This window comes from Pseudomonas acericola (SeqCode), assembly GCF_053456465.1.
In genome coordinates, this window is sequence record NZ_JBRFJB010000004.1 from 655,468 (window position 1) to 675,724 (window position 20,257).

The 20,257-nt window shown below is 62.4% G+C and carries 17 protein-coding genes; 12 read left to right on the forward strand and 5 right to left on the reverse strand.

Annotation, left to right across the window (positions count from 1 at the left end; all coding sequences use genetic code 11):
• Window positions 1-106 precede the first annotated feature (106 nt).
• The 4 genes from ACU688_RS19280 to ACU688_RS19295 form a co-directional block, all read right to left on the reverse strand.
• On the reverse strand, window positions 107-1,081 hold the full coding sequence (locus ACU688_RS19280) for a serine/threonine protein kinase (protein ID WP_448185974.1): 975 nt from the start codon (window positions 1,079-1,081) through the stop codon (window positions 107-109).
• A gap of 168 nt (window positions 1,082-1,249) precedes the next feature.
• Window positions 1,250-3,148, reverse strand: coding sequence for a PhoX family protein (locus tag ACU688_RS19285; protein WP_448185975.1), 1,899 nt, complete (start codon window positions 3,146-3,148; stop codon window positions 1,250-1,252).
• A gap of 79 nt (window positions 3,149-3,227) precedes the next feature.
• Complete coding sequence (locus ACU688_RS19290; RefSeq protein WP_448185976.1) at window positions 3,228-3,992, reverse strand: TOBE domain-containing protein; 765 nt, start codon at window positions 3,990-3,992, stop codon at window positions 3,228-3,230.
• A gap of 58 nt (window positions 3,993-4,050) precedes the next feature.
• Entirely contained in the window at window positions 4,051-4,788 is a 738-nt protein-coding gene (locus ACU688_RS19295) for a ComFC family protein (RefSeq protein WP_448185977.1), read from the reverse strand.
• A 92-nt stretch (window positions 4,789-4,880) separates the two neighbouring features.
• Here ACU688_RS19295 and bioB point away from each other — a divergent pair, with 92 nt between their 5' ends.
• The 10 genes from bioB to ACU688_RS19345 all read left to right on the forward strand — a co-directional run bounded on the left by bioB (window position 4,881) and on the right by ACU688_RS19345 (window position 17,317).
• Window positions 4,881-5,936 (forward strand): biotin synthase BioB, encoded by a 1,056-nt coding sequence (gene bioB / locus ACU688_RS19300; RefSeq protein ID WP_122487227.1) that lies wholly within the window; start codon window positions 4,881-4,883, stop codon window positions 5,934-5,936.
• A gap of 199 nt (window positions 5,937-6,135) precedes the next feature.
• On the forward strand, window positions 6,136-7,317 hold the full coding sequence (bioF, locus tag ACU688_RS19305; RefSeq protein ID WP_448185978.1) for an 8-amino-7-oxononanoate synthase: 1,182 nt from the start codon (window positions 6,136-6,138) through the stop codon (window positions 7,315-7,317).
• Window positions 7,310-8,041, forward strand: coding sequence for an alpha/beta fold hydrolase (locus tag ACU688_RS19310; protein ID WP_448185979.1), 732 nt, complete (start codon window positions 7,310-7,312; stop codon window positions 8,039-8,041). The genes bioF and ACU688_RS19310 overlap by 8 nt, the downstream gene beginning before the upstream one ends.
• Window positions 8,034-8,846 carry a malonyl-ACP O-methyltransferase BioC gene (gene bioC, locus ACU688_RS19315; protein WP_448185980.1) on the forward strand — a complete coding sequence of 271 codons (813 nt, stop codon included), beginning with the start codon at window positions 8,034-8,036 and terminating at the stop codon, window positions 8,844-8,846. The genes ACU688_RS19310 and bioC overlap by 8 nt, the downstream gene beginning before the upstream one ends.
• On the forward strand, window positions 8,843-9,523 hold the full coding sequence (gene bioD / locus ACU688_RS19320) for a dethiobiotin synthase (RefSeq protein ID WP_124527157.1): 681 nt from the start codon (window positions 8,843-8,845) through the stop codon (window positions 9,521-9,523). The genes bioC and bioD overlap by 4 nt, the downstream gene beginning before the upstream one ends.
• A 106-nt stretch (window positions 9,524-9,629) precedes the next feature.
• Window positions 9,630-9,911, forward strand: coding sequence for a hypothetical protein (locus ACU688_RS19325; RefSeq protein WP_017739535.1), 282 nt, complete (start codon window positions 9,630-9,632; stop codon window positions 9,909-9,911).
• Window positions 9,912-10,253: 342 nt separating this feature from the next.
• Window positions 10,254-12,059: a phenylacyl-CoA dehydrogenase gene (locus ACU688_RS19330; protein ID WP_448185981.1), complete on the forward strand. Its 1,806-nt coding sequence runs from the start codon at window positions 10,254-10,256 to the stop codon at window positions 12,057-12,059.
• A 206-nt stretch (window positions 12,060-12,265) separates the two neighbouring features.
• On the forward strand, window positions 12,266-13,555 hold the full coding sequence (locus ACU688_RS19335) for a GGDEF domain-containing protein (protein WP_448185982.1): 1,290 nt from the start codon (window positions 12,266-12,268) through the stop codon (window positions 13,553-13,555).
• Window positions 13,556-13,645: 90 nt separating this feature from the next.
• Window positions 13,646-15,415, forward strand: coding sequence for an acyl-CoA dehydrogenase C-terminal domain-containing protein (locus ACU688_RS19340; protein WP_448185983.1), 1,770 nt, complete (start codon window positions 13,646-13,648; stop codon window positions 15,413-15,415).
• Between the two features lie 123 nt (window positions 15,416-15,538).
• Window positions 15,539-17,317: an acyl-CoA dehydrogenase C-terminal domain-containing protein gene (locus ACU688_RS19345; protein ID WP_448185984.1), complete on the forward strand. Its 1,779-nt coding sequence runs from the start codon at window positions 15,539-15,541 to the stop codon at window positions 17,315-17,317.
• Between the two features lie 226 nt (window positions 17,318-17,543).
• Here ACU688_RS19345 and ACU688_RS19350 read toward each other — a convergent pair whose 3' ends face one another.
• The gene (locus ACU688_RS19350; protein ID WP_448185985.1) at window positions 17,544-18,443 is read right to left on the reverse strand and encodes a LysR family transcriptional regulator; all 900 of its coding nucleotides are present in this window, start codon (window positions 18,441-18,443) and stop codon (window positions 17,544-17,546) included.
• 209 nt (window positions 18,444-18,652) lie between these two features.
• Between ACU688_RS19350 and ACU688_RS19355 the strand changes: the two genes are divergently transcribed.
• Together ACU688_RS19355 and ACU688_RS19360 are read left to right on the forward strand one after the other, a co-directional pair.
• The gene (locus ACU688_RS19355) at window positions 18,653-19,912 is read left to right on the forward strand and encodes an aspartate aminotransferase family protein (protein ID WP_448185986.1); all 1,260 of its coding nucleotides are present in this window, start codon (window positions 18,653-18,655) and stop codon (window positions 19,910-19,912) included.
• A gap of 183 nt (window positions 19,913-20,095) precedes the next feature.
• On the forward strand, window positions 20,096-20,254 hold the full coding sequence (locus ACU688_RS19360; RefSeq protein ID WP_010207008.1) for a YqaE/Pmp3 family membrane protein: 159 nt from the start codon (window positions 20,096-20,098) through the stop codon (window positions 20,252-20,254).
• The last annotated feature ends 3 nt before the right edge of the window (window positions 20,255-20,257 follow it).

Here is a 20,257-nt window from a genome sequence, read left to right on the forward strand (position 1 = left end):
TTCTGTGGGAGCTGGCTTGCCTGCGATAGCGGTCGTTCAGACACATTCATGCTGAATGTGCAGCCGTCATCGCAGGCAAGCCAGCTCCCACAGGGGAGGGGTTGGGTCAGAAGAGTTTCAGGGGTTCTTCGTTGAGGGCCGACAGTTGCTCGCGCAACGCCAGCACCTGGTCGCCCCAATAACGCTCACTGCCAAACCACGGGAAGCTATGGGGAAACGCCGGGTCATCCCAGCGCCGCGCGAGCCAGGCGCTGTAATGCATCAAGCGCAACGCGCGCAGCGGTTCGATCAGCGCCAGTTCGCGCGGGTCGAAATCGTGGAATTCCTGGTAGCCGTCCATCAATTCCGACAGCTGCCCAAGGCATTCCTGACGGTCACCGGCGAGCATCATCCACAGGTCCTGCACCGCCGGGCCCATGCGGCAGTCATCCAGGTCGACGATGTGGAACATCTCGTCGCGGCACATCATGTTGCCGGGGTGGCAATCGCCGTGCATGCGGATGTTCTTGTGGGGCGTGGCCTTGTACACCTCTTCCACGCGCTTGAGCAGGTCGCGGGCCACGGACTCGTAGGCCGGCAGCAGGCTCTTGGGAATGAAGTTGCCTTCGAGCAGCGTGTTGAGGGAATCGTGACCGAAGTTCTTCACCCCCAGCGCTTCACGGTGTTCGAACGGGCGGGTGGAACCCACCGCATGCAAACGGCCCAGCAGTTGCCCAAGGCGATAGAGCTGGTCGAGATTGCCCGGCTCCGGTGCGCGGCCGCCACGGCGGGGAAACAGGGTGAAGCGGAACCCGGCGTGCTCGAACAGGCTGTCGCCGTTGTGGATCAGCGGCGCGACCACTGGCACTTCGCATTCCGCCAGCTCGAAGGTGAAGCGGTGTTCTTCGAGGATCGCCTCGTTGGTCCAGCGCTGCGGGCGATAGAACTTGGCGATCAGCGGTTCGGAGTCTTCGATGCCCACCTGGTAGACACGGTTTTCGTAGCTGTTGAGCGCCAATACGCGGGCATCGCTGAGGAAGCCGATGCTTTCGACGGCATCGAGGACCAGGTCGGGGGTGAGTGTTTCAAACGGGTGGGCCATGCGAACTCCTGCGCGCAGCAGGGCGCCGCGTCCGGCCGGGTATGGTAACGCACCCGGCTTGGGATGGGGGGTGTCTGTGCCATTGCTATCGCGGGCAAGCCCGCTCCCACAGTTGGAGTTGTGAATACCTTCAACTGTGGGAGCTGGCTTGCCTGCGATGAGGCCCTATCAGGCGCCGACTATCCCACCATCATCCCGCCGAATCGCCATCACCGACGAGCGCGGCTTGCCGTTCGGCAAATGCTCCGGCCAGGTCGAACCTCCGGTTTCTCCCGGGTGCTGAATCCCCACAAACAGCGTCTTCTGATCCGGCGAGAAGCTGATGCCTGTCACCTCACACGCCACTGGTCCGACCATGAAGCGGCGGATTTCCCCAGTGGCCGGGTCGGCACACAGCATCTGGTTATTGCCCATTCCGGCGAAGTCGCCTGCGTTGCTGTAGTCCCCATCCGTAAGAATCCACAAGCGCCCGGCCTTGTCGAAGCCCAGGCCATCGGGGCTGTTGAACATGTTCTGCGGGTTGATATTTGACGAGCCACCTTTCGGCGTACCGGCATGCACGCCCGGATTGCCGGCCACCACAAACAGGTCCCAGCTGAACGTGTGGGCGCCGTGGTTATCGGCGTCGGCCTTCCAGCGCAGGATCTGGCCGTAGACGTTTTTCTCCCGAGGGTTGGGCCCGCCCACCGGCTGGCCGTCTTCGCCGCGCTTGGCGTTGTTGGTCAGGGTGCAATAGACCTGGCCATCGGTGGGGCTGACCACGATCCATTCCGGGCGGTCCATGCGCGTGGCTTTCACCACGCTGGCGGCGAGGCGCGCGTGGATCAGCACCTCGGCCTGGCTGGCGAAACCGCTGCTGGCGTCGATGCCGTTCTTGCCATGGGTCAGTTCGACCCATTGGCCGCTGCCCTTGGGATGGTCGGCGTTGCCGTCGCCGGCGTCGAAGATCGCCACATACAAGGTGCCGTGGTCGAGCAGGTCTTTGTTGGCCTTGGGGTTCTTGTGGTTGATCTTGTCGCGGCTGACGAACTTGTAGATGAACTCACCGCGTTCGTCGTCGCCCATGTACACCACGGCGCGGCCGTCGCTGGTTTCGGCCAGCGCCGCGTTTTCGTGTTTGAAGCGGCCGAGGGCGGTGCGCTTGACCGGGGTGGACTTTGGATCGAACGGATCGATTTCCACCACCCAGCCGTGGCGATTGAGTTCGTTGGGGTTCTTGGCGATGTCGAAGCGCGGGTCGTGCTGATGCCAGTTGATCTCTTTGCTGGCGGCCACGGCGCCGTAGCGCTTTTGCCCGGCGTCGAAGGTTTGTTGTGGGTTGCTGCTGCCGAAGCAGTCGGTGAAGTTCTCTTCACAGGTCAGATAAGTGCCCCACGGTGTCTTGCCGTTGGCGCAGTTCTGGAAGGTGCCGAGGGCTTTGGTGCCGGTTTTGTCGGCGGCTGTTTTCAGCCAGGCGTGGCCAGCCGCGGGGCCGCCCAGGCGGATCGGCGAGTTGCCGTGGATGCGCCGGTTGTAGCGTGAGTCCTGGACGAACTGCCAGGTGTCGCCCTGGCGCCGCACTTCGATCACCGACACGCCTTCGCTGGCCAGGGCCTTGCGCACTTCTTCGGCCGATTGCGGCGCGCCGCCGTGGGCGAAGAGGTAGCGGTAGTTGGTGTATTCGTTGTTGATCGCCATGAGCGCGCGATTGTCTTCGCCGGGGAAGGCGAACAGGCTCATGCCGTCGTTGTGGTCGCCGAATTGTTGTTCCTGGGCCTCGGCCGTGCCGTTGCCGGAAGGGTCGAACGCTGGCGCGTTCTTGCTCAGCGGTTGGCCCCAACTGATCAACACCGAAGCGCTGTAGCCGGGTGGCAAGGTAATGGCGTCGCTGGTGGCGGCGGCGATGCTGGTGAAACCCAGCAACGGGCTGGTGGAAGCGGCGTTGACGGCCATCGCGCTGCGGCTCAGCAGGTTGCCGCCGAGGAACATCGCCGCGCCGCACAGGGCGCCAGCACCGATAAAGCGGCGGCGAGTGAGGCCAACCATCTGTTCAAGGTCGGTGGCTTGGTTTTCTTCTAATAGGCTCATCTCAGGCTCCCTGCGGTTTTTGCAGACACCTTAAGGAGCGCGCGTGACGAAATTGTTGCAGTTTGACGGCGGGCGTTGCCTACACCGGCGTACCGAGCAGCACATTGCTCGGCGCGAATTGCACCTGGATCGCCTGGCCCTCGGCGGCGCCCAAGGCCCTGAGCGCGTCGGACTGCGCCAGGGCGCATAAAACCTGGCCATTGGGCAGAGCGATGCGCACTTCGCTGGGGCCGTCGTCGGCGTCGAGAATCGCGTCGATCCTGCCGCCCATGCAATTGTGTCCAGGTGTTGCAGCGGCGCCGGGAGCCAGCAATTCCAGCCAGCCGGCCTTGATCAGGGCGACCACTTCCACGCCGGTCTCCAATTCCAGGCGCTGGGTGCTGTCGTGGGTGATCTGCGCTTGCAGCGTCAGGCCGCCGGCCAGTTGCAGGCGGATCAGGTCATTGCGGCCATGGCTTTCAATCGCCATGACTTGGCCGTGCAACTGGTTGCGCGCGCTGGTGCGCAACATCAGGCGGCCGAGCAGATTGAAGTCGCTGGCGGCCTCATCCGAACCCAGCAGTTCTGCCTGCAACACTTGCAGGCGTTGGTATAGGCGCAACACCCGCTCACCTTCGGCCGTCAACTTGGCGCCGCCGCCGCCCTTGCCGCCGACGCTGCGTTCCACCAGGGGCTTTTGCGCGAGGTTGTTCAGTTCGTCGATGGCGTCCCAGGCGGCCTTGTAGCTCAAGCCGGCGCTTTTTGCCGCGCGGGTGATCGAGCCCTGTTCGGCGATGTGCCCCAGCAAGGCAATGCGTTGGGGGCGACGGATGATGTGTTGGCTGAGGGAGGCTGGCAGGGACATGGCGACACGCTTGGATGAGATGAGCCGAACGTTGCGGGCAAGGCGCGGCGACGTCAAGTCAGGCGCCCGGTTTAGGCGTGCGGGCCAGGCAATACACATCGACTTGCCGCGCGCCGGCGTTGCTCAACAGGCGGGCGAGGCTATGGGCGGTGGCGCCGGTAGTGAGTACATCGTCCACCAGGGCGAAGTGGCGGCCCGTCACGTCGGCGTTGGCGGCCAGGGCGAAGGCCGTGAGCAGGTTGCGCTGACGGCTTTTGGCGTCGAGGGCCTGTTGCGCGACGGTGTCCTGGGGACGTAACAGCAGGTGTTCATCAACGGCGATGTCGAGGTCTTGGCTGAGCCACCGCGCCAGCATTTGCGCCTGGTTGAAGCCACGCTCACGCAGGCGTTTGCGCGCCATGGGCACGGGTAGCAGGCAGTCGGGGCGGGTGAGTTCGGCGTTGTCGAAGCGGTGTTGCAAGTGCTGGCCCAACAGCCGCGCGAGCATTTGCCCGAGTGGCCAGCGTGACTGGTGCTTGAAGCGGCTGATCAGGCTGTCGATTGGGAAGCCGTAGGTCCAGGGTGCGATCACTTGTTTAAAGGCGGGTGGTTTTTTCAGGCATTGGCCGCACATCAGACCGTCCATCGGCAAGGGCAGGGCGCAGATTTCACAGGGTGTCATCAGCCAAGGCAGCTCGGTTTCGCAGACGTTGCACACACAATGGCTGGAGTGTGTCGCTTCATCGCAGATTAAACAGGTATGTTCGTTTTTTAACCAGATGTAAACCTGGTGTTTGTAGTCAGGTTGACAGTGCATGAATCTTCCTTAAATATGCCGAGCATCCGTGTCGTGTCTGTGGGTATTGCCCTTCCCGCAGCGCTTGCCAAAGCATAATCAAGGAATCGCCCATGAGCGCCAGCACCACCGCCACCTTGCGTCACGATTGGTCCCTCGCCGAAGTCAAAGCGCTGTTTGTGCAGCCGTTCAATGACCTGCTGTTCCAGGCGCAGACCGTGCACCGCGCGCATTTCGACGCCAACCGTGTGCAGGTGTCGACCTTGCTGTCGATCAAGACCGGCGCCTGCCCGGAAGATTGCAAATATTGTCCGCAGTCGGGCCACTACAACACCGGCCTGGAAAAAGAAAAACTGATGGAAGTGCAGAAGGTCCTCGAAGAGGCCGCCCGCGCCAAGGCCATCGGTTCGACGCGCTTCTGCATGGGTGCCGCGTGGAAGCACCCGTCGGCCAAGGACATGCCCTACGTGTTGCAGATGGTCCAGGGCGTGAAGGCCATGGGCCTGGAAACCTGCATGACCCTCGGTCGCCTCGACCAGGAGCAGACCGAAGCCCTGGCCCAGGCCGGTCTCGACTACTACAACCACAACCTCGACACCTCGCCGGAGTTCTACGGCAGCATCATCACCACTCGCACCTACAGCGAGCGCCTGCAAACCCTGGCCTACGTCCGGGATTCGGGGATGAAGATCTGCTCCGGCGGCATCCTCGGCATGGGCGAGTCCCTCGACGACCGCGCCAACCTGCTGATCCAACTGGCCAACCTGCCGGAACACCCGGAATCGGTGCCGATCAACATGCTGGTGAAGGTGGCCGGTACGCCACTGGAGAACGCCGAGGACATCGACCCGTTCGACTTTATCCGCATGCTCGCCGTGGCGCGCATCCTCATGCCGCAGTCCCACGTACGCCTGTCGGCTGGCCGTGAGGCGATGAACGAACAGATGCAGGCCCTGGCGTTTTTTGCTGGTGCCAACTCGATCTTCTACGGCGACAAGTTGCTGACCACTGCGAACCCGCAGGCGGACAAGGACATGCAGCTGTTCTCGCGCTTGGGGATCTTGCCGGAGGCGCGTGAAGAGCACGCCGATGAGGTGCATCAGGCAGCGATTGAGCAGGCGTTGGTGGAGCAGAAGAGCAGCGAGCAGTTCTACAACGCAGTGGTTTGACGCCCATCTCTCTATTGATTGGAATGCAATCCAGTGTGGGAGCTGGCTTGATGTGGCGAGCAAGCTTGCTTGCGCTGGGGTGCGAAGCGCCCCCAAAAAGCCGGCTCCAGCTGCGCTGTCGAGCGGGAGCAAGCTCCCTCGCCACAGCAAGCCCGCTCCCACATTTGGACCGCGTTCAGTCTGCTTATTCGAGGCCAGCATGTCTTTCGATCTCTCCGCGCGCCTCGCTGCCCGCCGTGCCGAACATCTTTATCGCCAACGCCCTCTGCTGCAAAGCCCCCAGGGCCCGGAAGTGGTGGTGGACGGCCAGCCGTTGCTGGCGTTCTGCAACAACGATTACCTGGGCCTGGCCAATCACCCGCAAGTGATCGAAGCCTGGCGCGCCGGTGCGTCCCGCTGGGGCGTGGGCGGTGGCGCTTCGCACTTGGTGGTGGGGCATGCGACGCCACACCATGAGCTGGAAGAAGCCCTGGCCGACCTCACCGGCCGCCCGCGCGCGCTGCTGTTTACCACCGGCTACATGGCCAACCTCGGCGCAGTCACGGCGCTGGTGGGGCAGGGCGATACGGTGCTGGAAGACCGGCTTAACCATGCTTCGCTGCTGGATGCCGGTTTACTGTCTGGGGCGCGTTTCAATCGCTATTTGCACAACGACGCCGACAGCCTGGCCAAGCGTCTGGAAAAGGCCACCGGCAACACCTTGGTGGTCACCGATGGCGTGTTCAGCATGGACGGCGACTTGGCCGATTTACCCGCGCTGGCCCGTGAAACCCGCGCAAAAGGCGCGTGGCTGATGGTGGATGACGCCCACGGATTTGGTCCGCTGGGCGCCACCGGCGGCGGGATCGTCGAGCACTTCGGCTTGAGCCAGGACGACGTGCCCGTGTTGGTTGGCACCCTCGGCAAGGCGTTTGGCACGGCGGGTGCCTTTGTGGCGGGCAGTGAAGAGCTGATCGAAAGCCTGATCCAGTTCGCGCGGCCGTATATCTACACCACCAGCCAACCGCCGGCGCTGGCCTGCGCCACGTTGAAAAGCCTGGAGCTGCTGCGCACCGAGCATTGGCGCCGCGCGCACCTCAACGGCCTGATCCGCCAGTTCCGCGAGGGCGCCGAGCAGTTGGGCCTGGACTTGATGGCGAGCTTTACGCCGATCCAGCCGATCCTGATCGGCGACAGCGCCAAGGCGGTGCGCCTGTCGCAGATGCTGCGCGAGCGTGGCCTGATGGTTACCGCAATCCGTCCGCCCACCGTGCCGGCCGGCAGCGCGCGTTTGCGCGTGACGTTGACGGCGGCCCACACCGAGGCGCAGGTGCAGCTATTGTTAAACGCATTGGAAGAGTGTTTCCGCTTGTTAGGCGCCACGGAGCCCGACCATGCGTGATCGACTGATCTTGTTACCCGGCTGGGGCCTCGGCGTATCGCCGTTGGAACCCTTGGCCGCCGCCTTGCAGGGCCTCGACGAACACCTGCGGGTGCAGATCGAGCCGTTGCCGGCGCTGGACTCCAGCGACCTTGACGAATGGCTGGATGAACTCGACGCCACATTGCCGGACAACGCCTGGCTGGGCGGCTGGTCCCTCGGCGGCATGCTCGCTACGGAGCTGGCGGCGCGGCGCGGCGAACGTTGCTGCGGCCTGCTGACCCTGGCGAGCAACCCGTGTTTCGTCGGCCATGACGGTTGGCCGAGTGCGATGCCCGCCGAGACCTTTGACGCCTTCCTCGCCGGTTGCCATGCAGATTCCCAAGTCACCCTCAAACGCTTCGGCCTGCTGTGCGCCAAGGGCGCTGCGGATCCGCGTGGGCTGGCGCGTTTGCTGGTCAGTGGGGCGCCGAATACGCCCTCCAGCGTGTTGATGAGCGGTCTTGAACTGCTCGCCCAACTCGATACCCGCGACGCCTTGCTGGCGTATCGCGGCCCGCAGATGCACCTGTTCGCCGGGCTGGATGAACTGGTGCCCGCCGAAGCGGCAAGCGCCCTGCTGAGCGTGCTTCCGGATGTTGAAATCGGCCTGATTGAACAGGCCGGTCACGCTTTTCTTCTGGAAGACCCCCACGGTGTCGCGGGGGCCATCCAGGCTTTTTTGCATGAGTGCGTTGATGACTGATTTATCCCACCCCCAACTGCCGGGCGCCTTGCCAGACAAGCGCCAGGTAGCGGCGTCGTTTTCCCGTGCAGCGGCCAGTTACGACAGCGTGGCCGAGTTGCAGCGCGCGGTGGGCAGTGAACTGCTCGCCCGCCTGCCGGCGGCCCTCGCGCCACAACGCTGGCTGGATATGGGCTGTGGCACGGGATACTTCAGCCGTGTGCTGGGCGAGCGTTTGCCCGCCAGCCAAGGCGTGGCGCTGGATATCGCCGAAGGCATGCTCAACCACGCCCGGCCGTTGGGCGGCGCGCAGCATTTCATCGCCGGCGACGCCGAACGCTTGCCGCTTAAAACTGAAAGCTTGCAGCTGATCTTCTCCAGCCTCGCGGTGCAGTGGTGTGCGGATTTCGCGTCCGTACTCAGCGAGGCCCATCGCGTGCTGCAACCCGGTGGCGTGCTGGCGTTCGCCAGCTTGTGCGTGGGCACGCTGGATGAGTTGCGAGAAAGCTGGAGCGCGGCGGATGGCCTGGTGCACGTCAACCGCTTCCGCACCTTCGAGGCGTACCAGCAGTTGTGCGCGGCCAGCGGATTGCGCGTGGTCAGCCTGGCGCGCCAGCCCCATGTGTTGCATTACCCGGATGTGCGCAGCCTGACCCATGAATTGAAGGCACTGGGCGCGCATAACCTCAACCCGGGCCGGCCGGGAGGGTTGACGGGGCGCGCGCGGATTGTTGCACTGGTGGACGCTTACGAGCAGTTCCGACAGGCCCAGGGCCTGCCGGCGACTTACCAGGTGGTGTACGCAGTACTGGAGAAACCGTTATGAGCGTCGCTTATTTCATTACGGGCACCGACACCGACGTCGGCAAGACCACCGTCGCCGCCGGGCTGCTGCATGCGGCGCGACAGGCCGGAAAAAGTACCGCCGCCGGTAAGCCGGTGGCATCTGGTTGTCAGGTCACGCCCAAGGGCCTGCGCAATGCCGATGCACTGGCGTTGTTGGCCGAATGTTCATTGCCGCTGAGTTACGCCGAGGTGAATCCGGTGGCATTCGAACCGGCCATCGCACCGCATTTGGCGGCACGGGAAGCCGGCGTTGCGCTCACGGTGCAATCGTTGCTCAAGCCCATGCAGCAGGTGTTGGCGCGGGACGCGGATTTCACCCTGATCGAAGGCGCGGGTGGCTGGCGCGTACCCTTGGCCGACCAGGCGAATCTGTCGGACCTGGCCATCGCGTTGAAGCTGCCGGTGATCCTGGTGGTGGGCGTGCGCTTGGGTTGCATCAGCCATGCGTTGCTCACCGCCGAAGCCATTGCGCGGGACGGTTTGCCGCTGGCGGGTTGGGTGGCGAATATCATCGACCCGAAGACCTCCCGTCTGGAAGAAAACCTCGCCACCTTGGCCGAACGCCTGCCTGCGCCATGCCTGGGCCGCGTGCCGAAACTCAAGCACGCCGGGGCCGAAGCCGTCGCGGAGTACTTGCAGTTGGACCTGCTTGACTGATTTTGGCTATCACTAAGGCATTGTGCCATTAGTGTTTTTGACGGGTGTTTTGCCGGTTTCTCTGCTTCAATCAGCGTTCACGATTCTCTAAAGGCAGGCTTACGCCATGGACATCTCTGGAAGCAGCGCGTTTTATTCGGGCCTGAGCACCATTCAGACCGGGCAGAACCGTGTCGACCAGGCCGCCGGCAAAATCGCCAGCGCCGCGACGACCCAGCCCTCGGATGCGCAGGTTGATCGTCTGCGCGCCAATGACCGTGCCCAGCCTTCCAACTCGGCGAGCAATATGGTCGAGATGGCGCAAGGCAAGTTTCAAGTGGAGCTGGGCGCCAAGGTTGCCAAGGCTTCGGATGAAATGCTTGGTACGTTGATCGACACCTACGCTTAACCCCCTCTCTTCAGGCTTGCCGGCTCTTCTGTGGGAGCTGGCTTGCCTGCGATGGCCTCTACTCGATTCTTCTGATACACCGCGGCGCCTGCATCGCAGGCAAGCCAGCTCCCACACAAGCCAGCTCCCACATTTGTCCTGCGCCAACCCTCTGAACTCCTACACTTTCCTTTGCTGTGGCAACCCGCCGCAAGCATCGCCGTGCGCGTCATTGATTGGCGTCATGACAAACGGCGTCTTGACATCCCCAGGTCGTAAACGTATGTTTCAAACACCTGTTTGACCGCTACAACAAATCCACGCGGTTGTTCATTCCAGATACATCAGCAGAGGTTTATCGCTATGCCTGACTACAAGGCCCCCTTGCGTGATATTCGCTTCGTTCGTGACGAACTGCTTGGCTATGAAGCGCACTATCAAAGCCTGCCGGCTTGCCAGGACGCTACCCCGGACATGGTTGACGCCATTCTTGAAGAAGGCGCCAAGTTCTGTGAGCAAGTACTGGCACCGTTGAACCGCGTGGGCGACATCGAAGGGTGTACCTGGAGTGAGTCAGGCGTTAAAACCCCTACGGGTTTCAAAGAAGCCTACAAACAATTCGTCGAAGGCGGCTGGCCAAGCCTGGCCCACGACGTGGAGCACGGCGGCCAAGGCCTGCCGGAATCCCTGGGCCTGGCAGTGAGCGAGATGGTCGGCGCCGCCAACTGGTCGTGGGGCATGTACCCGGGCCTGTCCCACGGTGCGATGAACACCATTTCCGAGCACGGCACCGCCGAGCAGCAAGACGCTTACCTGACCAAGCTGGTGTCGGGCGAATGGACCGGCACCATGTGCCTGACCGAGCCGCACTGCGGCACCGACCTGGGCATGCTGCGCACTAAGGCCGAGCCTCAGGCCGACGGTTCCTACAAAGTCTCCGGCACCAAGATCTTCATCTCGGCCGGTGAACACGACATGGCCGACAACATCGTCCACATCGTGCTGGCCCGCCTGCCGGACGCACCGGCTGGCACCAAAGGCATCTCGCTGTTTATCGTGCCGAAGTTCCTGCCGAATGCAGACGGTTCGATTGGCGCGCGCAACGCTGTGACCTGTGGTTCCCTGGAACACAAGATGGGCATCCACGGCAACGCCACCTGCGTGATGAACTTCGACGCGGCCACCGGTTTCCTGATCGGCCCGGCGAACAAAGGCCTGAACTGCATGTTCACCTTTATGAACACCGCGCGCCTGGGCACAGCGCTGCAAGGTCTGTCCCACGCCGAGATCGGCTTCCAGGGTGGCCTGAAGTACGCTCGCGACCGCCTGCAAATGCGTTCCCTGACTGGCCCGAAAGCGCCGGACAAGGCCGCTGACCCAATCATCGTGCACCCTGACGTGCGCCGCATGCTGCTGACCATGAAAGCCTTCGCCGAAGGCAACCGTGCGATGGTGTACTTCACCGCCAAGCAAGTGGATATCGTCAAGTACGGCACCGATGACGAAGCCAAGAAGCAAGCCGACGGCCTGCTGGCGTTCATGACGCCAATTGCCAAGGCGTTCATGACCGAAGTCGGTTTTGAATCCGCCAACCACGGCGTACAGATTTACGGCGGCCACGGTTTCATCGCCGAGTGGGGCATGGAGCAGAACGTGCGCGACAGCCGCATTTCGATGCTGTACGAAGGCACCACCGGCATCCAGGCCCTCGACCTGCTGGGCCGTAAAGTGCTGATGACCCAAGGCGAAGCGCTCAAGGGCTTCACCAAGATCGTGCACAAGTTCTGCCAGGCCAACGAAGGCAACGAAGCCGTTAAAGAGTTCGTCGCACCGCTGGTGGCACTGAACAAAGAGTGGGGCGAGTTGACCATGAAGGTCGGCATGGCCGCGATGAAAGACCGCGAAGAAGTCGGTGCCGCCTCGGTGGATTACCTGATGTATTCCGGTTACGCCTGCCTGGCTTACTTCTGGGCCGACATGGCGCGCCTGGCAGCCGAAAAACTGGCCGCTGGCACCACGGAAGAGGCGTTCTACACTGCCAAGCTGCAGACCGCGCGCTTCTACTTCCAGCGCATCCTGCCGCGTACCCTGGCCCATAAAGCCACCATGCTGTCGGGTGCCAACAACCTGATGGACATGAAAGAAGAAGACTTCGGCCTGGCTTACTAAGCCTTACCGGGTTCACTTCCAGAGCCGCCGCTCCTTTACGGGAGCGGCGGCTTTTTTGTGGGCGATAAAAAACCCCAGTGCAGCGCTCAGGGATTAGCGGCGGCTGCCGTTACAGTGATGGCAATGTGATACATGCGTGCCAGGTTGTGCTTAACTGTTCGCATAAAGGCAAAATGCCATCATTTTTACGGGTCGGAGTTTTACCCTTGTCACGCGTGTCCGCTGTACGGTTCAGTCATTTTCTCCCTTCGTTGCTGCTGTTGCTGGCCGGGCTGTCGGCTGCGTACGTCAAAGACCTCAACGTCTTCTTCACCTCGCTGTTCAACGTGCTGCCGACCCTGGTGCTGTTGCTCGGCGGTTCGTATTGCGCGGTGTACCGTCGCCAGCGCGAACTGTTCCTGATGATCACGGTGTATATCGCCTACTTCTTGCTGGATACCCAGACCGATTACTACCGCGACAACGGCCGCGTGCGCGAAGACGCCGCCGTGGTGTTCCATCTGTGTTGCCTGTTGTTGCCGCTGTTGTTCAGCATCTACGCGCTGTGGCAGGAAAAGACCCACCTGTTCCGCGACTTCGTCGCACGCTGTGCGGTGCTGTTTGCCGTCGGCAGCGTGGCGTTGGCGCTGGAGCAAAGTTATCCCCAGGCGCTGCTGAACTGGCTGGCGGAGATTCGCTGGCCGGCGCTGCATGGCAACTGGATGAGCTTGATCCAATTGTCATACCCGATGTTCCTGATCGGCTTCCTGACCCTGGCGGCGCAGTACTGGTATCAGCCACGTCCGCTGCACGCGGCGCAGTTAGTGGGGTTTGTCGGGTTGTTCTGGATGTTGCCGCAAACCTTCATCCTGCCGTTCACCCTCAACATCATGTGCAGCCAAGTGATGCTGATGATCGCCGCCGGCGTGGCCCATGAGGCGTATCAAATGGCCTTCCGCGACGAGCTGACCGGCCTGCCGGGGCGCCGTGCGTTGAACGAGCGCATGCAGCGCTTGGGCCGCAACTACGTGTTGGCCATGACCGACGTCGATCACTTCAAGCGCTTCAACGACACCCATGGCCACGACGTGGGGGACCAGGTGCTGCGCCTGGTGGCGAGCAAGTTGGCCAAGGTCAACGGTGGCGGGCGCGCTTATCGGTATGGCGGGGAAGAGTTCGCCGTGGTGTTTGCCGGCAAGACCCTGGACGAATGCATGCCGCACCTGGAAGAGATCCGCGAGATCATCGCCAACTACGACATCAAGCTGCGCAATCCGGACCGCCCGCAAGACGATCAGCAAGGTCGCCAGCGGCGCGTGGGCAGCGGGGCCACCAGTGTGTCGGTGACCGTGAGTATCGGCGTGGCCGAACGCCAGGCCGAGCAGCGCACCAGCGAAGAAGTGCTCAAGTCCGCCGACCAGGCGCTGTACGCCGCCAAGGGCGCGGGGCGCAATTGCGTGATCGCGGCCGGGCAAACCCGGCGTGGCGCGGTGCGCATGGAGAGCGCTGCCGGTTGAGTAATGGCGCTGTATTCAGCAGCGCTACAGTGATTGTCCAGGCGTGTTGCCGGCAGTAGGTTGGAGCCATCTGCTGCCGGAGACATTGCCATGCCTGACTACAAAGCTCCCCTGCGCGACATGCGCTTTCTGATCGACAACGTGTTTGATTTCCACGGCCACTACACTGCGCTGGGCGCGACCGACGCTAGCCCGGACATGGTCAGCGCAATCCTCGAAGAAGGCGCGAAATTCTGCGAAAACGTGCTCGCCCCGCTGAACCGCAGTGGCGATGAAGAAGGCTGCCATTTCGATAACGGTGTGGTCACCACGCCCAAGGGCTTCAAGGAAGCCTTCGCCCAATACGTCGAAGGCGGCTGGCACGGCGTGGCGGCAGATCCGGCCTACGGCGGCCAAGGCTTGCCACAATCCCTGGGTCTGGTGCTCAGCGAGATGATCGGCTCCAGCAACACGTCCTGGGGCATGTACCCGGGGCTGACCCATGGCGCGATGTCGGCGATCCACGCCCACGGCAGCGCGGAGCAAAAAGACACCTTCCTGAGCAAACTCACCGCCGGCGAGTGGACCGGCACCATGTGCCTCACCGAAGCCCACTGCGGCACCGACCTGGGCCTGATCAAGACCCGCGCCGCGCCCCAGGCGGACGGCAGCTATGCGCTCACCGGCAGCAAGATCTTCATCTCGGCCGGTGAGCACGACATGAGTGCGAACATCATCCACCTGGTGCTGGCCAAGCTGCCGGACGCGCCGGCGGGCACCAAGGGCATCTCGTTGTTTATCGTGCCCAAGTTCCATGCGGATTCGGGCGAGCGCAACGCGGTGCACTGCGGCTCCATCGAACACAAGATGGGCATCAAGGCGTCGGCCACCTGCGTGCTGAACTTCGACGGGGCCAAGGGCTTTTTGATCGGCGAGGCGAACAAAGGCCTCAACTGCATGTTCACCATGATGAACCACGCGCGCCTGGGCACCGGCATGCAGGGCTTGTGCAACGGCGAGGCGAGCTTCCAGGGCGCAATCAAATACGCCAACGACCGCCTGCAAATGCGCGCCCTGACCGGCGCCAAGGCCCCGGACAAAGCCGCCGACCCGATCATCGTGCACCCCGACGTGCGGCGCATGTTGCTGACCATGAAAGCCTTCAACGAAGGCAACCGCGCCCTGACTTATTTCACCGCGCAGTTGCTCGACACTGCGCACCTGAGCAGCGACGCGGCCCGGCGCCAGGAGGCGGAAGACCTGTTGGCGTTCCTCACCCCGATCTGCAAGGCCTTTATGACCGACACCGGCCTGGAGGTGACCAACCACGGCATGCAGATTTTCGGCGGCCATGGCTACATTCGCGAATGGGGCATGGAACAACTGGCGCGAGATGCGCGGATCGCGCCGATCTATGAGGGCACCAACGGCATCCAGGCCCTCGACTTGCTGGGGCGCAAGGTGCTCGGCAGCCAGGGCAAGTTGCTGCGCGGGTTTACCAAGATTGTGCATAAGTTCTGCGTGGCGAATGCCGAGCACGCGGAGCTCAAGGCCTATGTGGCGCAGCTCAATCAACTGAATGGGGAATGGGGCGAACTGACCACTAAGGTCGGTATGGCCGCCATGAAAAACCCCGATGAGGTCGGCGCGGCGGCTGTGGATTACTTGATGTATAGCGGCTACGTGGTACTTGCCTACTTATGGTTGCGCATGGCGATCGCTGCCCTTGAGCAGGATGATGCCGACTTCGCCAAGGCCAAGCTGGCTACCTGCGAGTTCTATTTCAAGCGCCTGTTGCCACGTACCGCTACGCACCGCGCGGCGGTGGAAGCGGGCAGCGAATGCCTGATGAGTCTGCCGGCGGAGGCATTTGCGCTCTGATGACTTAAAAATACCAATCAGTCATAAGTGGACCCTATGTGTCTGAAAAGTTGTTCGGGTACACTCGGAGCCTGTAAAACCGACACTTACCGAATTACTTTTCACGTTCTCACGAGGTTTGCCATGGCTGATTACAAAGCGCCGCTGCGTGATATGCGCTTCGTCCTCAATGAAGTCTTTGAGGTCGCCACCACTTGGGCCCAATTGCCGGCATTGGCAGACACCGTTGACGCCGAAACCGTAGAGGCCATCCTCGAAGAAGCCGGCAAAGTCACCGCCAAATCCATTGCCCCCCTCAGCCGTGGCGGCGATGAGCAGGGCTGCCGTTGGGAAGACACGGCGGTGTTTACCCCGGACGGTTATCCACAGGCCTACAAAACCTACGCGCAAGGCGGTTGGGTCGGTGTAGGCGGTGACCCGGTGTTCGGCGGCATGGGCATGCCCAAGGCGGTCTCGGCCCAGGTCGAGGAGATGATCAACTCGTCGAGCCTGGCGTTTGGCCTGTACCCTATGCTGACGTCTGGCGCCTGTGTGTCGATCAACACTCACGCCAGTGAAGAACTCAAGGCCATCTACCTGCCGAAAATGTACTCCGGCGAGTGGGCCGGCTCCATGTGCCTGACCGAAGCCCATGCCGGTACGGACCTGGGGATTATTCGCACCAAGGCCGAGCCGCAGGCGGACGGTTCCTACACCATCAGCGGCACCAAGATCTTTATCACCGGTGGCGAGCACGACCTGACCGACAACATCATCCACCTGGTGCTGGCCAAGCTGCCGGATGCGCCGGCCGGTCCCAAGGGCATTTCGTTGTTCCTCGTACCCAAGTTCATGGTCAATGCCGATGGCAGCCTGGGCGCACGTAACCTGGTGAGCTGTGGCTCGATCGAACACAAGATGGGCATCCAGGCGTCTGCGACCTGTGTGATGAACTTCGATGGCGCCGTGGGTTACCTGGTGGGCGAGCCGAACCGCGGCCTGGCAGCGATGTTCACCATGATGAACTACGAGCGTCTGGGCGTTGGCATCCAGGGCCTGGCGTCGGGTGAGCGCTCGTATCAGAACGCGATTGAATACGCGCGTGACCGCCTGCAAAGCCGTGCGCCGACCGGTGCCCAGGCCAAGGACAAAGTGGCGGACCCGATCATCGTCCACCCGGACGTGCGTCGCATGCTGCTGACCATGAAGGCGGCGAACGAAGGCGGCCGTGCATTCTCCACTTATGTGGCGACGCAACTGGACATCGCCAAGTTCAGCGAAGACCCGGCAGCCCGCGAACGTGCGGATAACCTGGTGGCGCTGCTGACACCCGTCGCGAAGGCGTTCTTGAGCGACCTCGGCCTGGAAACCACGGTGCTCGGCCAGCAAGTGTTTGGCGGCCACGGCTACATCCGCGAGTGGGGCCAGGAGCAACTGGTGCGTGATGTGCGCATCACCCAGATCTACGAAGGCACCAACGGCATCCAGGCGCTGGACTTGATGGGCCGCAAGATCGTGGGCAGCGGCGGTGCGTTCTACACCTTGTTCGCCGACGAGATCCGCCAGTTCATCGCATCGACAGGCGCCGAGTTGGCCGAATTCACCAAGCCGCTGAGCGCGGCGGTGGACAACCTCGACGAATTGACCGCCTGGGTGCTGGACCGCGCGAAGACCAACCCGAATGAAATCGGCGCGGCCTCCGTGGAGTATTTGCATGCGTTTGGATACATGGCCTACGCCTACATGTGGGCACGTATGGCCAAGGCGGCGCTGGGCAAAGAGGCCGAGGAAGACTTCTACGCCAGCAAGCTGGGCACGGCGCGCTTCTACTTTGCGCGCCTGCTGCCGCGCATCCAGTCGCTGAGTGCGTCGGTAAAAGCCGGTAGCGAATCACTGTTTTTGCTGGATGAAGCACTGTTCTAAGGGCTTGGAGGGCGTGTAAGCATTCTCTTACATGACGTGCTGCTATTCGTCCTCTATCGCCAAATTGGATCCACAGATAATCTACTTCACATGGACGTCGCGCAGGAAGCGCAAAGCAACAACACGGACACGTAGGATTCTGCCAGGACGGCGGAGTGAAATGGATGTCAGGGAAACAGTCTGCAAAGCCCCGCTTCGGCGGGGTTTTCTTTTGCCCGCGAAAAAGTCAGGCGCCTGCCTGCGGGGCATTCATCACGTCTTCGAGTAAGGTGCGCAACAGCGCTACCGTCGCCTGCTGGCGCTGCGCATCGCGGCACACCAAGCCCACTTTCAACGGCACCCTGGGTTCGCTCAAGGGTTTCCACAGCAACGCTTTGCTGTTGTGTTCGTCCTGGGAACGCCCTGGTAGCACCGTCGCCAGTTGGGTGTGGGGCAGGCTGTCGAGAATCCCCACCATGGTGTTCAGCTCGGCCTGCACCTGCGGGCGCCGCCCGAGGTTGGCCAACTGGCCCTGCCAGATCTGCCGGACCTGAAACTCTTCCCCCAGCAACAACATTGGCAACTCGGCCGCCTGTTTCAGCGAGACTTTCTTGAATTCCCGCAGCGGGTGATCCTCGGGGATGACTACCTTCAACTCATCTTCGTACAGCAGCGCGCCGTGCAGTCCCGGCTGGCGGGGCGGCAGGTAGCTGATGCCGATGTCCAGCGAACCATTGAGCAGCCGCCGCTCGATCTCCAGCCCGGTCAATTCGTAGATCTGCACCACCAGATGGGGCTGGGCCTTGCGCACACGTTCGAGCATTTGCGGGACCAGGCTGGTGTGCACGGTTTGCAGCACGCCGATGGCCAAGGTGCGCATCGCCTGGCCCTTGAAGTTGCGCAAGGCCTCGACGGCTTGCTGCATGCCATCGATCAGCGGCAACGCGTGGTTGTACAGCGTGTGGGCGGCCAGGGTCGGCAACAGGCGTTTGCTGCTGCGTTCGAACAGGCTCACATCGAGGTTCTGCTCCAGGTGGCGGATCTGCTGGGACAGCGCCGGTTGGGAGATCGACAGACGCTCTGCGGCACGGCCGACGTGGCCTTCCTCATACACCGCGACGAAATAACGCAGTTGCTTGAAATCCATAAGACTTACTTATCGAAAAAGCTGGAAAATCGAAATGGCTGTTGGCCCCCGAGACGCCTAGTCTAGCGCCTATTCGCAGGGCTTACAGGGCCAGATCGGGCAATGAACAGCGTTTATTCAGATAGCGTTTACATAGGCAAGGCAATAAACCTCATGGCCGTAGTGGCTGGGTGTACCGACCAAGGTCCGGTTGTTATCGGGGGTGAGGTGTGAACCTGTTCAATATGCGTCGCCCTGCGCCGAGCCTGGATGACCTGATTCTGGACGAATCGCCGTCGGGAGATTCCCTGATGCCCACCGTGGCGCGGCCGCCGCAAGTTTTCGTACGCGGCCAGGGTTCTTGGCTGTGGGACAGTGAGGACCGTGCCTACCTGGATTTCAGCCAGGGCAACGCCGCCAACAGCCTCGGCCATAGCCCGCAGGTGTTGATCAAAGCCCTGGCCGACCAGAGCCAGGCGCTGATCAACCCGGGCAATGGCCTGTATAACCGCGCCCAACTCAATTTGGCCGAGCGCCTGTGCCACCGCACCGGCAGCGACCAGGCTTACCTGCTCAACAGCGGCGCGGAAGCCTGCGAAGCGGCGATCAAGCTGGCGCGCAAATGGGGTCAGCTGCATCGCGGCGGCGCCTATCGGATCATCAGCGCCAGCGCCGGTTGCCATGGGCGCAGCTTCGCCGCGATGGCCGCTTCGGCGGGCGCCGCTGGCAACCGCTTCGAACCGCAATTGCCGGGTTTCAGCCACGTGCCCTTCAACGATTTGCCAGCCCTGCACACCGCTGTGGATGCGCAAACCGTCGCGATCATGCTCGAACCGATCCAGGGCGAAGCCGGCGTGATTCCCGCGACCGAGCACTATCTCAAAGGCGTCGAGCGCCTGTGCCGCGAGCTGGGCATCCTGCTGATCCTCGACGAAGTGCAAACCGGCCTCGGCCGCTGCGGCACCTTGCTCGCCGAACAGCAATACGGCGTGCGCGCCGACATCATCACCCTCGGCAAAGGCCTCGGCGGCGGCGTTCCATTGGCGGCGCTGCTGGCGCGGGGCAAAGCCTGTTGCTTCGAAGTGGGTGAGCTGGAAGGCACCCATCACGGCAATGCGCTGATGGCGTCGGCCGGTGTGGCCGTACTCGATACCGTGTTGGAACACGGCTTTCTAGAGCATGTGCGCGAAGCCGGCCTGCACCTGGGCGAAGGCCTCGCCCGCCTGGCTTACCGCTACGACCACGGCCAACTGCGCGGCCACGGCCTGATGTGGGGCCTGACCTTGTCGGATGATTCTGCGGATGCGGTGGTAAAAGCTGCGCTGCACGAAGGCTTGATCCTCAACGCGCCGCAAGCCAACTGCCTGCGCTTCACCCCGGCGCTGACGGTCAGCAAAAGCAACATCGACGAAATGCTCCTGCGCCTGGCGCGCGCCTTCTCCCGCGTGCGCACCGCGCAACTGCAATGCCGCAAGGGCATCGCTGTTTAACCCTTATTTCCTGAACCGTCTCGCGGTATACGCGGCGCCTCCGGCCTGATTCTTTTGGTTGGGGGCGTTTTTTTGTCTGCGTCGTTAAAGGTGGCGCTATGCCAGATCCCACTGAACCCTCACGAACCCCCAAGGTCGATTAGCTACACGGCTCACACGAGCCGATTTTCTGGAGCTGAACCCATGGACATCATTCGTATCATCATCGCCATTCTGCTGCCGCCACTGGGTGTGTTCCTGCAAGTGGGTTTCGCCGGTGCGTTCTGGCTGAATATTCTGCTTACCTTGTGCGGTTATTTCCCGGGCATCATTCACGCGGTGTACATCATCGCCAAGCGCTGAGGC

Excerpts from the sequence above, each read along its gene's own strand:
- ACU688_RS19280 (WP_448185974.1), bottom strand. The coding sequence starts at position 1,081 with ATGGCCCACCCGTTTGAAACACTCACCCCCGACCTGGTCCTCGATGCC.
- ACU688_RS19285 (WP_448185975.1), bottom strand. The coding sequence starts at position 3,148 with ATGAGCCTATTAGAAGAAAACCAAGCCACCGACCTTGAACAGATGGTT.
- ACU688_RS19290 (WP_448185976.1), bottom strand. The coding sequence starts at position 3,992 with ATGTCCCTGCCAGCCTCCCTCAGCCAACACATCATCCGTCGCCCCCAA.
- ACU688_RS19295 (WP_448185977.1), bottom strand. The coding sequence starts at position 4,788 with ATGCACTGTCAACCTGACTACAAACACCAGGTTTACATCTGGTTAAAA.
- bioB (WP_122487227.1), top strand. The coding sequence starts at position 4,881 with ATGAGCGCCAGCACCACCGCCACCTTGCGTCACGATTGGTCCCTCGCC.
- bioF (WP_448185978.1), top strand. The coding sequence starts at position 6,136 with ATGTCTTTCGATCTCTCCGCGCGCCTCGCTGCCCGCCGTGCCGAACAT.
- ACU688_RS19310 (WP_448185979.1), top strand. The coding sequence starts at position 7,310 with ATGCGTGATCGACTGATCTTGTTACCCGGCTGGGGCCTCGGCGTATCG.
- bioC (WP_448185980.1), top strand. The coding sequence starts at position 8,034 with ATGACTGATTTATCCCACCCCCAACTGCCGGGCGCCTTGCCAGACAAG.
- bioD (WP_124527157.1), top strand. The coding sequence starts at position 8,843 with ATGAGCGTCGCTTATTTCATTACGGGCACCGACACCGACGTCGGCAAG.
- ACU688_RS19325 (WP_017739535.1), top strand. The coding sequence starts at position 9,630 with ATGGACATCTCTGGAAGCAGCGCGTTTTATTCGGGCCTGAGCACCATT.
- ACU688_RS19330 (WP_448185981.1), top strand. The coding sequence starts at position 10,254 with ATGCCTGACTACAAGGCCCCCTTGCGTGATATTCGCTTCGTTCGTGAC.
- ACU688_RS19340 (WP_448185983.1), top strand. The coding sequence starts at position 13,646 with ATGCCTGACTACAAAGCTCCCCTGCGCGACATGCGCTTTCTGATCGAC.
- ACU688_RS19345 (WP_448185984.1), top strand. The coding sequence starts at position 15,539 with ATGGCTGATTACAAAGCGCCGCTGCGTGATATGCGCTTCGTCCTCAAT.
- ACU688_RS19350 (WP_448185985.1), bottom strand. The coding sequence starts at position 18,443 with ATGGATTTCAAGCAACTGCGTTATTTCGTCGCGGTGTATGAGGAAGGC.
- ACU688_RS19360 (WP_010207008.1), top strand. The coding sequence starts at position 20,096 with ATGGACATCATTCGTATCATCATCGCCATTCTGCTGCCGCCACTGGGT.